Origin of the sequence: Clostridium estertheticum (assembly GCF_026650985.1) — a bacterium.
In the GTDB taxonomy this organism is placed as follows: Bacteria; Bacillota; Clostridia; order Clostridiales; family Clostridiaceae; genus Clostridium_AD; species Clostridium_AD estertheticum_C.
Genome location: NZ_CP086239.1, coordinates 3,052,866 through 3,066,432, shown reverse-complemented (window position 1 = coordinate 3,066,432; position 13,567 = coordinate 3,052,866). Strand labels below are relative to the sequence as shown.

20 protein-coding genes and 1 pseudogene are annotated in these 13,567 nt (G+C 27.8%); 9 read left to right on the top strand and 12 right to left on the bottom strand.

The features are described 5' to 3' along the window. Positions 1–133: 133 nt before the first annotated feature. Together LL038_RS14740 and LL038_RS14735 are read right to left on the bottom strand one after the other, a co-directional pair. Positions 134–976, bottom strand: coding sequence for a nitroreductase family protein (locus LL038_RS14740; RefSeq protein WP_268055883.1), 843 nt, complete (start codon positions 974–976; stop codon positions 134–136). A 213-nt stretch (positions 977–1,189) separates the two neighbouring features. Next, the gene (locus LL038_RS14735; RefSeq protein WP_216124763.1) at positions 1,190–1,843 is read right to left on the bottom strand and encodes a flavodoxin family protein; all 654 of its coding nucleotides are present in this window, start codon (positions 1,841–1,843) and stop codon (positions 1,190–1,192) included. A gap of 146 nt (positions 1,844–1,989) precedes the next feature. Here LL038_RS14735 and LL038_RS14730 point away from each other — a divergent pair, with 146 nt between their 5' ends. After that, positions 1,990–2,355, top strand: a complete 366-nt coding sequence (locus tag LL038_RS14730; protein WP_216124761.1) for a winged helix-turn-helix transcriptional regulator — start codon at positions 1,990–1,992, stop codon at positions 2,353–2,355. A gap of 363 nt (positions 2,356–2,718) precedes the next feature. On the opposite strand, the gene LL038_RS14725 is transcribed toward LL038_RS14730, so the two are convergent. Further along, positions 2,719–2,991: a hypothetical protein gene (locus LL038_RS14725; RefSeq protein ID WP_216124759.1), complete on the bottom strand. Its 273-nt coding sequence runs from the start codon at positions 2,989–2,991 to the stop codon at positions 2,719–2,721. A gap of 204 nt (positions 2,992–3,195) precedes the next feature. Then, positions 3,196–3,309, bottom strand: coding sequence for a small, acid-soluble spore protein, alpha/beta type (locus LL038_RS14720; protein ID WP_309245083.1), 114 nt, complete (start codon positions 3,307–3,309; stop codon positions 3,196–3,198). Between the two features lie 219 nt (positions 3,310–3,528). Here LL038_RS14720 and LL038_RS14715 point away from each other — a divergent pair, with 219 nt between their 5' ends. The 4 genes from LL038_RS14715 to LL038_RS14700 all read left to right on the top strand — a co-directional run bounded on the left by LL038_RS14715 (position 3,529) and on the right by LL038_RS14700 (position 5,140). Further along, positions 3,529–3,669: a hypothetical protein gene (locus tag LL038_RS14715; RefSeq protein ID WP_216124754.1), complete on the top strand. Its 141-nt coding sequence runs from the start codon at positions 3,529–3,531 to the stop codon at positions 3,667–3,669. Between the two features lie 516 nt (positions 3,670–4,185). Continuing rightward, positions 4,186–4,455: a DUF2935 domain-containing protein gene (locus LL038_RS14710; protein ID WP_216124899.1), complete on the top strand. Its 270-nt coding sequence runs from the start codon at positions 4,186–4,188 to the stop codon at positions 4,453–4,455. A 165-nt stretch (positions 4,456–4,620) separates the two neighbouring features. Next, the gene (locus LL038_RS14705) at positions 4,621–4,839 is read left to right on the top strand and encodes a hypothetical protein (RefSeq protein ID WP_216124752.1); all 219 of its coding nucleotides are present in this window, start codon (positions 4,621–4,623) and stop codon (positions 4,837–4,839) included. Position 4,840: 1 nt separating this feature from the next. After that, positions 4,841–5,140, top strand: a complete 300-nt coding sequence (locus tag LL038_RS14700) for a spore coat protein (RefSeq protein ID WP_151553707.1) — start codon at positions 4,841–4,843, stop codon at positions 5,138–5,140. A gap of 186 nt (positions 5,141–5,326) precedes the next feature. Here the strand turns inward: LL038_RS14700 and LL038_RS14695 are convergent. The 6 genes and pseudogenes from LL038_RS14695 to LL038_RS14670 form a co-directional block, all read right to left on the bottom strand. Continuing rightward, positions 5,327–5,512 (bottom strand): annotated as a pseudogene (locus tag LL038_RS14695) (glutathione-dependent formaldehyde dehydrogenase); the annotation flags it as partial. 177 nt (positions 5,513–5,689) lie between these two features. Beyond that, on the bottom strand, positions 5,690–6,715 hold the full coding sequence (locus LL038_RS14690) for a cell wall-binding repeat-containing protein (protein WP_216124750.1): 1,026 nt from the start codon (positions 6,713–6,715) through the stop codon (positions 5,690–5,692). 268 nt (positions 6,716–6,983) lie between these two features. Beyond that, entirely contained in the window at positions 6,984–7,925 is a 942-nt protein-coding gene (locus LL038_RS14685; protein WP_216124748.1) for a permease prefix domain 1-containing protein, read from the bottom strand. A gap of 1 nt (position 7,926) precedes the next feature. Next, entirely contained in the window at positions 7,927–8,247 is a 321-nt protein-coding gene (locus LL038_RS14680; RefSeq protein WP_216124746.1) for a PadR family transcriptional regulator, read from the bottom strand. Between the two features lie 254 nt (positions 8,248–8,501). Then, the gene (locus LL038_RS14675; protein ID WP_216124744.1) at positions 8,502–8,702 is read right to left on the bottom strand and encodes a hypothetical protein; all 201 of its coding nucleotides are present in this window, start codon (positions 8,700–8,702) and stop codon (positions 8,502–8,504) included. Positions 8,703–9,149: 447 nt separating this feature from the next. Then, entirely contained in the window at positions 9,150–9,842 is a 693-nt protein-coding gene (locus LL038_RS14670) for a DUF6198 family protein (RefSeq protein WP_216124742.1), read from the bottom strand. 76 nt (positions 9,843–9,918) lie between these two features. On the opposite strand from LL038_RS14670, the gene LL038_RS14665 reads away from it, so the two are divergent. The 3 genes from LL038_RS14665 (at position 9,919) to LL038_RS14655 (ending at position 11,386) form a co-directional block, all read left to right on the top strand. Further along, complete coding sequence (locus LL038_RS14665) at positions 9,919–10,194, top strand: hypothetical protein (RefSeq protein ID WP_268055882.1); 276 nt, start codon at positions 9,919–9,921, stop codon at positions 10,192–10,194. Beyond that, complete coding sequence (locus LL038_RS14660) at positions 10,161–10,295, top strand: hypothetical protein (protein ID WP_268055881.1); 135 nt, start codon at positions 10,161–10,163, stop codon at positions 10,293–10,295. Before LL038_RS14665 ends, LL038_RS14660 begins: the two co-directional genes overlap by 34 nt. Positions 10,296–10,648: 353 nt before the next feature. After that, positions 10,649–11,386 carry a metallophosphoesterase family protein gene (locus LL038_RS14655; RefSeq protein ID WP_216124740.1) on the top strand — a complete coding sequence of 246 codons (738 nt, stop codon included), beginning with the start codon at positions 10,649–10,651 and terminating at the stop codon, positions 11,384–11,386. A 507-nt stretch (positions 11,387–11,893) separates the two neighbouring features. On the opposite strand, the gene LL038_RS14650 is transcribed toward LL038_RS14655, so the two are convergent. Both LL038_RS14650 and LL038_RS14645 read right to left on the bottom strand, forming a co-directional pair. After that, on the bottom strand, positions 11,894–12,049 hold the full coding sequence (locus tag LL038_RS14650; RefSeq protein WP_253200283.1) for a hypothetical protein: 156 nt from the start codon (positions 12,047–12,049) through the stop codon (positions 11,894–11,896). A gap of 316 nt (positions 12,050–12,365) precedes the next feature. Next, positions 12,366–12,740 carry a zinc-ribbon domain-containing protein gene (locus tag LL038_RS14645; protein ID WP_216124738.1) on the bottom strand — a complete coding sequence of 125 codons (375 nt, stop codon included), beginning with the start codon at positions 12,738–12,740 and terminating at the stop codon, positions 12,366–12,368. Positions 12,741–13,292: 552 nt separating this feature from the next. On the opposite strand from LL038_RS14645, the gene LL038_RS14640 reads away from it, so the two are divergent. Next, positions 13,293–13,505 carry a hypothetical protein gene (locus tag LL038_RS14640; protein WP_216124736.1) on the top strand — a complete coding sequence of 71 codons (213 nt, stop codon included), beginning with the start codon at positions 13,293–13,295 and terminating at the stop codon, positions 13,503–13,505. The last annotated feature ends 62 nt before the right edge of the window (positions 13,506–13,567 follow it).

Sequence of the window (13,567 nt, the reverse complement as noted above, 5' to 3'; positions counted from 1 at the left end):
AGATCTGAAATCACTGAAAACACAACGGACGAAGATATTGATTGATAGGAAGATAATATAGATTATTTATAATAATGTAAATATAAATGAAACAAGAGAGGCCTCTTTATAATGGCTTCTCTTGTTTCACTTTTTATTCCTTTATCCAAGAAAAAACATACTCCATATTCTCAGGCAACTCTAGCTTCGGCTTAGATGCCGTATTAAAATGACCTTTAATACCTTTTTCTTTAAGTGAAAAATCAAAGTGTGCTGCGGCAATCCCCATATCTACTCTTTGGATATCGTAGGGGAATCTATCGCTATATCCAGGTTCTTTATATTCATAAAAATGGAAGTCACCATCTTTAAGAAGTATTCTCCACGGCTGTTTATTTGATGCTGATGGTGCTAATCGAACCATTTCTAGTGGAAAGGCAAGACTACCGGCTTCTTCACTCGTAAGAGGAGACTTAAAATCATTTTTATAAAATAATTGATCCCATTCTTTACGTTTATCTGCTTGAATCATTGTTCTCATTTCTATCTCTTTTTCATGCTTAGTGGCGGCGGCATATCCATAAGGTGTTATGATTGGGAATAATTCTCCTTCTTTAATCTTCATAGCATCTGCAAAGCCTTCACGATCGAAGGTTCCTCCGAGCCAACAAGTTCCAAGATCAAGATGTGCCAAATAAAGAACTACTGATTCCAATTCATATCCCAATGCTTCGAGTGCCATTGGTTCTAATTTAATAGTTGTTCCGATGTATTGCTTTGAGCCTTTAATAACACCGTAGGTTCCAAGTTTTTCTTTGTTTTTTATGTCCTTGTCATCAAGATAGTGAAAATTGACTTCATTTCCAAATGGATTATTTAAAGAATCAATAAAAGATTCAATAGCTTTTCTTTTAGTCGGTTCAATTTCTCTTTCTTGATAGTTTCTTACACTGTATCTTTTTTTTACTGCATCTTCAATTGAAAAATCAATATTCATTTATTATACCTCTTGTAAAATATATTTAGGTTATTAAAGGCAACCTATAATCCTTTCTAATAATACAATATATAAATTGCGTTAAATTACATTGTATACAATTAATAATGAGCTGTCAATAAAAATAATACTCTTTTTTAGGTACCCACCAAATGATACGAATACTGTCTAAGTATGAATATTTCAAAGGAGTTGTTCACTTTAGTTAATATACTATTTTATTAAACTTGCACCTAGTTCAAATGCTTTTTGACAATCTAAAGGAAATTGAATTTTTCTATGTGCTGCTTTTGCTTCTTCAGAAAAGGCATTAGATTTATATTTTGAGTAATCATCAAATTGGTAAGTATTATTTGAATACATAGCTAATGGTTTTGTAAATATATGCTCAATAGTAGATTCAATGTGATCGAAGGTTTTTAAATAACCAAGTTTATTCATTACTTCTTCTGGAGCATTCATTGTATAAATGAATGCTGTTGGCATCTTCTTTGGTGAAAGTGTAGAATAATTCTCATCATAAACTAAATAAGGAAATATTAGTCTTTCTATAAATGATTGTAATTGACCTGTTATAGTACCCAAATATATTGGAGAACCAAAAACAATCCCATCAGCTTGAGATACCTTTTCTAAAACTTCTTGAATATCGTCTTTTACTGCACATTTTCCATAACTTACACCGCCAAGTCTTTTGCAGGCAAAACAGCTTTTACACCCAGTATAGTTCAAATCATATAAATTAATTATTTCAGTTTCAATTTCCTTATCTTTTGCAGCTTCTTTTACTCCCTCTAAAGCTTTTTGAAGTAATGTAGCCGTATTTTTATTTTTTCTTGGGCTTCCGTTAATAGCATAAACTTTCATAGTAACACTCCTTGTATTTCTTTATATTTTTTTCACTTATTTTGTATGCTATAATTATATATCATAAAGATATAAATACATAAGTACGCAGTTTTTTCTGTGTTAGTATTAAAAAGTATACTATTGAATTTAAAGGAGTTATAATTATGAATAATGATACGGATTGCAATGTAGAATTGCCTAATAATAAATACGAGACAAAATGTCCACTTATATACGCATTAGAGATTATTGGGCAAAAGTGGAAGTTGCCTATTATGTGGTACTTATTTGATAATAATTTCACTAGATATAATGAATTAAAACGAAAAGTTAAAGGTATTACTAATATGATGCTTACAAAATCTTTAAAGGAATTGGTAGAACATAATCTTATTGTTAGAATCCAATATGAAGTGATTCCTCCTAAAGTTGAATATGCTCTAACAGAAAGAGGTAAATCGCTACTTCCTGCATTGAATGAATTGTCTATATGGGGCGAAGAACAACTTAAACTTGATAAGTCGAAATAAAATTTTTAAACGCTTCTCATTTACTTTAATGCGCAATCTTTATATGTGTCGACACAAGTACCCCCAGATCATAATATGTGAAGGTTTTAGTATATAACATATACAGCGAAAGTTCATATTAAACTTATTTTACGTACTTTTAAAATTAGTATATAAATTTGAGAGTAGTATGTATTTTTAAAAAAATAAAAAGACCTAGCAATTACGCTAGGGAAAAGGAGTAATAATATTTGAATTGTATGATATAGAATAGTCATTACATACTCAAAAGGTTCCAAATTTTTTTATGCTTCCTAAATTTTTAAAAAAATCAAGTGTCATGAAAAACAGACTTTTCACGGCAGTTGTGTAGCATATGAAGACTTATTTTGAAGAATCTTTTGCTTTTTTATTAATGTTTTCTTTAATCATTTTCTTTAAATTATTATTTTTTTCAACTAATGATTTATTTTTATTGATTCCTTCTTTAATCTTTTCTCTCAAATTATCATTTTTTTCAATTAATGATTCATTTTTTAATTCTAACCTTTGTTTTTCCAATTTCATTTTTTGAATTTCTAACTGTATCTTAGATTCAGATTCTTTGATTATCTTAATTCCTTTAATTAATCTATTCGCTAAGCTCTCTCGTTCCACTTCTTTTTCTCCTTTTAAGAATTATCAATTTAACTTCACTATGTGTTCGATTTTAATCCATCTACCAAAATATTATCTCTCTAATAAATAGTATAATACTACTTATCACAATAAGATTTAGAAAAGTTAAATGTTGTGAAAATATAATTGAACTAAACTGCTAAAAGCGGTGGCAGATTTTCCACCAACAGAACTACATTGTCTTCAAGTCAAATTAACATTGTAATCAGTGAAATTAATTCCTACTACTTTTTCAGTTTCCATTTTAAATTTATATAATCCAGCTTTAGCTTCAGGTACTAATTGTCTGTTTGCCAATGTAACCACTCCTTTTAAATTTATTTTGGTATGATAGTATCTTGTGCAAAAATATAAAACTTATAGCAGCAAATTAAAGGCGAATATTATAAGTGTGAGAATAGTTATATATTTTTTTATAAGTAACTTACATACACTAAATTAATTTAATTATATTAATATTATAATAATTATTTTAATATTGAAATTTTAAATTAATCCAATAAGGAGGTTATTACTATGTCAGATTTAGCTAAAAAAGATAACGTGGAAAGTAAAATTCCTAGCCAAGAAACAAAAAAGGAATATGCTAAAATGAAAATAGAAGCAGGTAATGAACTAGCATTTTCTAAAGATTCTAAAAAAATCAAAAAGATGTAATTATGGAATATAAGTAGAAGAAGGTCTCATTTATTTAATATCAGAACTTTACTCTTAAATTATTTCTTAAATTTAAAAAAGTATTTTACACAATTTCAGAAAAATAAAAAATGCAAAGACTGAAGTAACTAAGCCTTTGCATTTAAAAACTAGCCCCAAAAATTATTGGGTAATATTATGTTCTTAATTATTGAAATCAAGATTTTTGTAAATAAAACGATAATTTTTATAATCAGTTGCAGAGTTTTTGGTAAGGGACATAAGCAGCTGCTAATCTAACATTTTTTATTACAGTCTCTTGAGGTACACAATTATTTGATGTTGAACACTTCTCAATTTTCGTATTCCATTTTTAACCTCCATATAACATATAACATATAACATATTACTATATTCAATAATTTTAATTAAGTTCTTCTTTAAGAAGTACAGTAAAACCTAATTATAATAAATGGATAATTCTCATACGGTAGCAAAATGAGTGCTTTGTAATATAATAAATATGGATAATAATTAATTGGAGTATTTAGTGGTTTTACTAGAACGGGACTCAATAGCTTTCCTGCTTTAGATGATTTAAACTTTACAGCAGAAAAGGTAATGTTAAACTTTAAAAAATATCTTGAGATATTACTTTATAAAATATCTGACAAAAAAACATTAGGTAGCCTTGTACCACTTGTTCTTGACCACATGAATAGAGAAGAGTGTTATTACTTAACTAAGCTTGCAACAGTTTCTGAGACAAAATCACCTAATTGTGATCCTACAAAACCTAGGATTTAACAATCCCCACATCATTAAACATTCAAGAGAGCCTGAGTGGCTCTTTTTTTATGTGGTTTATGAGTTATAGTAAACACTTTGTTTTAAATCTATTTTATAGGTTAATAACTTTTATATTACACATAATATAACGTAGTAAAATTTTATAATTTCGGAGGTATTAATATGAGACAACTATCAGAAGGAGAATTATTATCCCTTACATCTTTGTTAACTATGGAAAAAGACGGTTTGGCTGTTGCTAAAGTAATGAAGAAACTAATAAGCGACGAAGATTTACAAAAGCAAGCTGAAACTGGAGTTTTAGCAATGGAAGGAAGAATAAAAGGAGTACAACAATTTATTAACGAAAACCAAGTAACAATTACAGGAGGTACAAAATAATATGGGGACTTTAATCAACAATATTGTTAAAGGAAATACAGATATTAATGATGAAGTAATAGCTGGAAATATGATTGGTTCTGCAACAAGTGCAGCAGATGCATATCTAGCTGCAACTTTGACAAGCTCGACACCTGAACTAAGAGCGTTATATTCAACTAGCTTAAATGGCATAATAGGTGGCCATTCAGCATTAACAGCCCTAGCTGTAAATCGCGGATGGGCAACTCCTTATAATAAACCTTCTCAGCAATTAGCAGATACTTATAAAAAATCTGAAACTACAGTTGAAAATAAATAATTTATTTTACATTAAAAAAACATTGGATTATAATTTGCAAATACTATTCTAATAAAATAAGATACCGCATTAGGCATTCATCCTAATGCAGTATCTTATTTGTAATTATTTTGTTATATCATAAAAATAAATGGAGGAGCAAATTTATTTAATTAGAGAATGTCACTACTACTAATTAAAACAACAAATTATACCGCCTTTTCGTACTGCTTGAGATGCCATTTCTATTGCAGATTTAGAGCCAACTTGAAGTTTAAGTGCGCTATCTACTTTCTCAATTGTTGACATCTTGCCATCCATACCCACACAATCTATAACTGAATCAGCACCCCCACTTGTTAAATCCTTAATATATTCTCCTGTATTATCATATTATATAAATCAGTATATAGTAATTAAAATACAATTTAATATAAATATGGTATTAAGTATTTTTATATTGTTATTATTAACCAAAATAAATTCAATATACATTTTATATATCTCATTTTAGTATTCATATAAAAAATAAAGCTGGATTTGTTTACACAAACCTAGCTTTATTCTTATTCAGTGCTCTAAAGAAATAATATCTTCAATTTTAATCTGTGTTTCAAAAGTGATATCACTAGTATTACCTAGTATAAAACCATGCATAAATGGAGGACGTGGCATATTCATTGGAGGTACTGGTTTTACTTCCTTAAGATAATTTGATGTTACATCAGGAACACTGTCGCCTTTTATTAAAAGTAATGGCGAATGTTTTCCCATATGTGCAAGAATTGCAGAAGTAACGATTTCCATGGGTTTGTTTAATGTGCCGAAGGAAAAAGCATGACCTTCTTTATAATTTCTTCCCCAGCCAAATTCACTTGTAGGGCTTTTATATTTTGAAAAGTTAACAGCTATTTCATAGGGAGTACTTCCAGATATTCTAACAAGCTGCTTTACATTTGCTAGTTTAGATAATGTTTCTCCAACTGTAGTAGATATAGTTTTTTGTGAACCTATTATATACAGATTTATATCATTCATTTTTCTAATAGCATTTAAAGTACAATAAGGAATATCATTTTTTCTAACGAAAAGTATAGGATCTCCATGATGTGCAGACCAATAGGAAGAAACAATGCCTTCGGAATAATCCTCTCCAGAAACTAGTAGGACATTTTTAAAGTCTTTTCTTTCGGCTGGTATCCTACATGCAGTTTCATAATGGTTATTTCCTGTTATAAGTTTACTTGTAAAACCAGCAATTCTCAATTGATTTATTATGTTAATAGAAATATTTCCTACTAATATTACTTGGATACCATTATAGCCTTTGGGAGATAATCTCTGAATTTCTTTTAAGGTTACCAGTGTCAAATTATACGGGTCTGTAAGCAGTATGGGGGCGTTTATAGGAAAATGAACTAAAGGAGCAGATGCTATGCCATCAAATACCTCATTTTTGTTTATAAGTATTACTGCATTAGGATTCATATTAGAATAACCTATTTTTGATATTTCAGTGGCAAAGCCTACAGAACTTTTCCCACAAATCCTTGTAGTATTTAATGTAAGTGGACATACATTCATATTTAAATCCATATGTTCCTCCTAAATTTATTTATATATATAGATATATAATATGGTTAACTACCTGAAGTGGTTAACAATTAGGAAAGCCTCATTTTATTTACAGAAATAAAAGAATATTTGTTATTAACCTAGTGCTTAAATTTACTTCTATTTCTATAATTGAATCTTCATTTTCATCGATAATTTCAACGGATATTTTCTCCACTAATGTACTAAATCTATCTTTAATTGAACATACGTCTTCGTAAGCATTATTTAAACCAGAGTAATTTTAGATTTATAATATACTTTTAAATCCTTTTTTCTTTATATGAAGAACTAACCTAATACAAAGTATAATTAATATTATTAACCCTATATTAGGAATTATAAAGTTATTATTAATTACCATAAAGAATGCATTCCTACTCACATCTGTAATGTCAGATCCCATTATACTAATTAGTATCTTTCTTAAAACATAAAATCTATTTGGAATTAGTATATACATTATTATAAACAATATTGATGCAATAAATAGAATCGTAGATGTAATAGTATTATTATAATTATTTTTAATATTATGAGTTACTTTGTTCATTACATATTTAGTAATGATAACCGAAATCAATGTTAACAATATAAATCCTATAATATATATCCAGTTAAAAATATAAAAATTCATTAAGGGTAGTTTTGTTTCAAGTATGTTTGTTCCACCTCTAATAGGTAAAGCAATTATAAAAAATAAAGACATGACTATTTTTTCTATTATGAAGAACTGAATATTAATACGAATTATATTTTTTACCTTGTTTTTATCGTTATTTACTTTCTTGTTTATGAAGAGAAATGATGTTAATGTAACCACTAATGCCGCGCATACATAAAAAAATATAGAATTAACATACTTTTCTAAAAATGTTACACATGAGAATAAAAGAAGAAAATATATTAAGAACATTTCTGATAGACATTGTATCTTTTCTCTAAATGTAAAATCAGGGTACTTATTATGAGAGGGTAAGTTATTCTTAATGCTATTTCCTATAGAATTGCTTTCGCCAAAGTCTTTAATTGATAATTTAATTGCCTCATTTTCTGATAATCCCTTATCTAGGTATTCATTTTTCAAAAGTATGAGATGGTCTTTAATCTCAAATTCCAAATCTTTTTTATCGTGTTCATTTATGCCTCTTTCGTTTAAAATATCTTTAATATAAACCTCAAATCCACTCATGTTACTCCTCCTTAAAAATATTTATTAAATCCGTTACTTTATTCCATTGACTTACTTTTTCATTTAATGTAGATACCCCTTCATCTGTAATCATATAATACTTTCGTTTACCTGTTAGTTCATTCTCTTTCCAATATGATTTGATTAATTCCTTTCCTTCAAGCCTCTTTAATGCAGGATATAATGTTCCTTCTCCCATTGAATATGCACCCTCACTTTTACCCTTAATACATTTAGCAATCTCATAACCATAGGTATCTTGTTTATTAATTATTGAAAGTATAAAAATATCAACACTACCTTTCATTATCTCTTTATCCAAAACGTCACCTCCATACCTCGTATTACTGCTTAAATTAATTTTATCACTATGTACATCGTAATACAATGTAAAAATGTAAAAAAATATAATGTTTACATTTATAAAGTTGGCAATGCTTTGATTTGTACAAATTATTCCATTATGCTATTAAAATAAAAAATATTCTTCTTTGTACATATAATCACTTATAAATTCACATAAAAAAGCATCTATATTATTTATAAATATAGATGCTTTTTAGCGATTGATTAGAACTACGCTACTGTTGTGACATTTCTTATTTTAATTTGTTTTTTTCTATGAGGAACCATAAGCAAAGGTAAATTATTTAATTTAAACCATTTTACTTTACTTGTTTCTTCTCCATTTTTGATTTCTTGTCCACCTATAATTTTTCCTATAAATATATGTTGAATATCATTAAACTGAATTCTGTTATATTCACCTATTTTCATTAAGTATTATAGTAAATGACCCTTGCGTAGTCATACATTTTCCACCATTTATACTTATTAGTTTTTGTATACGAGTATAACATCAAATATTTATTCAATTATACTACTATCGCCTTATCCAAGAGTCAGAATAATAATGATAAAACGTCAAAAGTTCATGTTATATCAAGTTAAAATTTGTTTGTTTTATAGTGAGGTCATGGAAGCTAGGCATATAGCCAGAGTTCGCGTATCGGATAAAGAACTAAGCCGCTAAAGACGGTGGTAGACGAGTGCTAATTACTTTTATTTTCTTTTTTTCTTAAATAAAATAAAAAAAATAGCACCTTAAATAAGATACTACTTTATTAGAATGTACACTTCCTATAAAGTTTTATTGTCGAAATAAAAAATAAGGGAGTGTTATTATTTATGTAAGAATTAAGAGAAAAGGAAATACGTGATTATTTACTTTGTTTGTATAGGTTTGCCTCGATATAAAATTCTTTTTACTACATGAATTGTTGGCTGGAAGTTGTAATGATGGTCTAGATAGTCGCAAACATGATTAGTAATAATACCAGTAAAAATGGCACATAGAATGGTGCCTAAGCCAACACCGTCAATATAACCTAGCATAGAAAGAGAAAAGGCCAACGTAATAGCCAGACAGACTAAGTCGAAAGAAGTTTTTACCCTTTTAACAGGCACCTTTAGATATTGTGTCATGTCACGAACAAAAGTATCAAATGGTAATATCGGTAATTTGCATTTAATAAACAAACTTGCTCCATAAGTAAGAACAAAGAAAGCCACAACAAAATAAATAACACGCCAATTAAGAGTATTTGGCCAGGATGCCAAAATTATTTTATCTAAATCCAGTAATTCACTAAAGATCACTGCAATAACAAAGGAAATCAGATAGCCAACTTTAAATCTTTTTGTGACGATAATCAGAATTAGAATGGATGCGCTTTGAATCAAAAAATTCCAAAATCCAAAGGAAAATTTACTGAAAATATCGCTGAGTACAAAAGGTACTGAGGAAATCGTGGATATGCCAAAATTACTTTTTACCATCAAACTCACACAAAAACTATTTAATAATATACCTAATAACAATGCTAACTCAGAAGAAAATTTTTTTTTATAATTCATGTAAAAAACCTCGATTTAATAATATTTTTTCGTACCCCATGCATTCAAAATATAAAAAATATACTGGAATATCCAAATGATTTACTTACCATTATATCACATGATTAACATACAACATAATAAAATAATTTTCCCAAAATCTCAAAACATCAAAGAAATAGAACACAGGCAACTATGGATGAAACTTATTGATATAAATAAAAGATATTGTATCTTTGATAAAAATGAAGAAGATATAATTTTTGAGGAAAATAGTAATGAGGAAAATATTTATGAAATGCTAGACATGAAAACCAGAGAACTTAAAGCAAGAGGTATATGGCAGATGAAACGGATACTGTTGAAAAACTAACTGGCAGAAAGCCGATAGATCCTAAAGATTTATTAGAAAAGTATAGTTTTGTATGGAAAGAAAAAATAACTACTTATTGGGATTTAGGTAAAGTTCAATAATAGTAGTAACCTAATACTGTGGTACTTTTTATGAATGGATAGAGATATGATTTGAATTGTCAACGTTACCCCTAGGGGTCTGGCGGACCAACGGGCCGACTTGCTATTATTTTTAAAGATATAAATTATAAGGGATGGTTAACATACTCTAGAATAAGAATTGTTGTCCACCCCTGAATTTATTAGCGAGACTATGAGGATTTAAATCCTAAAGTGGAAAATAGCTATATTGAGCGAAGTGAATTTGCTACTAATTTAGAGTAATAATGGTATAATCAAATAAATCATTTATGTTGCAACAGTGAAAATTTTACGAAGTAGCGTGAATTTTATTAATAATGGGGGATTATTTTATGAAAATAGCGGTTTTGTCCGATATTCATGGTAATGGAATAGCATTAAGTTATGCAATAAGAGATTTTAAAAATTTAGGTATTAATAAAATTATCATTTTAGGCGATGTGGTAATGAAGGGACCAATGCCTTCACAGGTTATGGAACTATTAAATGATAAGAGTCTAGAGATTTTGGCATGGATTAAAGGTAATACAGATATGTGGTTTGAAGAGATTTCTGAGACTTGTATGCCTTCATCAGTTAAAGAACGACAATTGTATTTATATTATAAATATGCAGAGGATAATTTAAAAAAGGAACAAATATTATTTATTAAAAATTTGCCATTCGAGTATTCATTGTTACTGAATGGATTTAAAATACTTTGTGTTCATGGAACACCAAAGTCTATAGTTGAAGCAATTGATGATAGTGTTTCAGAAGATGAAATTAGAAAAGCAATAAATGGTGTTAATGAACAAGTGATTTTATGTGGTCATTCTCATACTTGTTTTATAGGGGAAGTGAATAATAAAAAGATATTCAATGTGGGAAGCATTGGTAATTCACTTGATGGAGATAATAGAATATCCTATGGTATTTTAGATATTTCAAAAAAAGAAATTAAATTTGCAAACAGAAGGATTGAATATCCAATAAATGAAATTATCGATATATCAATTAAAAATAAGTTTCCTCTTTTAGATGAATATAAGAGCGTTATTTTGACCGCTTGTATGGATTTAAAACAATAGTTAATATGTCGCAATTTTCTTTTACAAAGCCATTAATGAATACACGATTTTCCATAAACAACTACATTTTTATATTAAATGAAGCGTTGATTTATATAGGGTTTTAAGCATTTAGTTAAGCAATTTAAATTTTGAATGTATCATTTTATGTGGTACTATATTATAAAAAATACAGCACTTAAAATGACTAAATTCATGGAGAAACAGCAACAAAATTGGTACCCTATCAGTATTAAAGATTACAGCAAAAGTTAAACAGCCTTAGTAATTTTTATTAGTTATACTGTCTACTTGACAGGGAGCAGTTCATTCACACTTGTGTTACATTCAGCGTAAAAAGTCCTCTAGAAAAATTTCTCCTAAAGGACTTTATTTTGATTTGATCTAAAACTAAATTAAAATTATATTTACTTATCTAAGTCGACAACAATATTATCTAATATAATATCCCCTTTTTCAGGATGATTTTTATCTATTTTAGCTTTTATTTCAGTTTCCTTTCCATTTTTATCCGTCTTCAATAATTCCATCTCTTTTAAGTGGTGATAGAACCTTATACACAGTAAATTTTACTAAGGCTAAGTATTTATCTACTATAAATTCTAGTGCATCTTCTTTTCTATTTTTCAGCCGCCTAATATAATTTTCTTCATTACTTTTCATAAATTTCCCCCATCTTATAGTTGCTGTAAAAGCTTTTACACTTTATATAACGTAAATAAAAATATTTTCTCTCACATTTTAATATATAAATTATATTTTCGTATACAAATGCAATAATCTTGGTTTCAAAAACAAATAAAAGCATACAACAAGTTCTGTTGTATGCTTACAATTCAAAAAAGAATGGAAAAATGTCACAGGCTCGTGTTATATCAACTTAAAGTTCGTTTATTCTATAGTGAGGTAATGGAAATTAGTTATATAGCCAAAGTACCTTCAAAAATTTTTTCAGTGTCTTCTTTAATATATTGATTAGTTATAGCTGTTTCTTGTTGTGTTTTTTTATAAAAAGCACTTTAGATGTTTCTACATGCTGATTAATTTTTTTATTAATTTTATCATTATAATGTATTTGTGATACATTGTTATATTTTTTATTAGATGATTGCTTAAGAAGAGCAACATTATGATTTAATTTATGGCTCCTTAATATCGGTATACAAAAACATGCTATTATGGTGCATGCTACCAATAGCGTAGTAAGGCGCCTTTTCTTAGTATTTAACTTTTGAATATTATTAATTGAAGAAATTTGATAATCCTCTAAACTCTCATATATATCATGACTACAATAATGACAATAAGGTTCATTCTCATCTACTTCATTACCACAATTTTTGCATATAATCATTTTAAACCTCCACTTTTCGTTAATTTAATTTATGTTTTTCAATATAGTATAGAAAAACATAATTATTCCACTACCATTTTAGAAATAGTTTTTAAATTTTTTTCACCTAAATCTAATTTTACATTAGATCCATTATATTAGAACTTCTGCTTATCATTTCTTAGAATTGAAAAATGATTTTAAAGTAATTATACCATTATGTTCCACATAAAATAAGTAACATTCAATATAATAAGATGTTTTTTTGAACTAAAAAGATCCATTTAAAACGTAATTCCTATTATGTTCCCTCATTAACCATAAGTACTATTAAAAAGCTCAAGCAAATACTTAACATTTCTATTCTATAAGAGCGTTTTACATTCAACATAACGAGTTATGTTACATTTGCATTGGGGAGGGCTATTTTAATATTACAATTTAATCTAAAAATTATAAAATGTATTTTTATGTCGAAAAACAGACGTTTCATGCTTTTTTTGTTGTATTTGAAATTTTTACAGAGTAGTATGTTTAAAGAGGTGCAACCTGATAGGATGTATATTATAGCCGGTGGGAAAGGTAAGATTTAGTTTTATACATAAATATGAGGAGTTCTTTAATACAGAGTCAACTGGAAAACAAAAACAATTAATAAGCGAATATTTGAAAGGTTTAGGTGTTGATTATATCCCAATAGTTATTGTAATAGAAAATGGAAAAGTTAAAGAATATTTAGATGGTGAAATGGATTTACCAAAGTTAAAAAAGATAATCACTAATTGAATATTTATTAAATGTTTTTAGTTAAAACTGCTGAAAGTAACTAAAAGTATACTTCAGCTTAT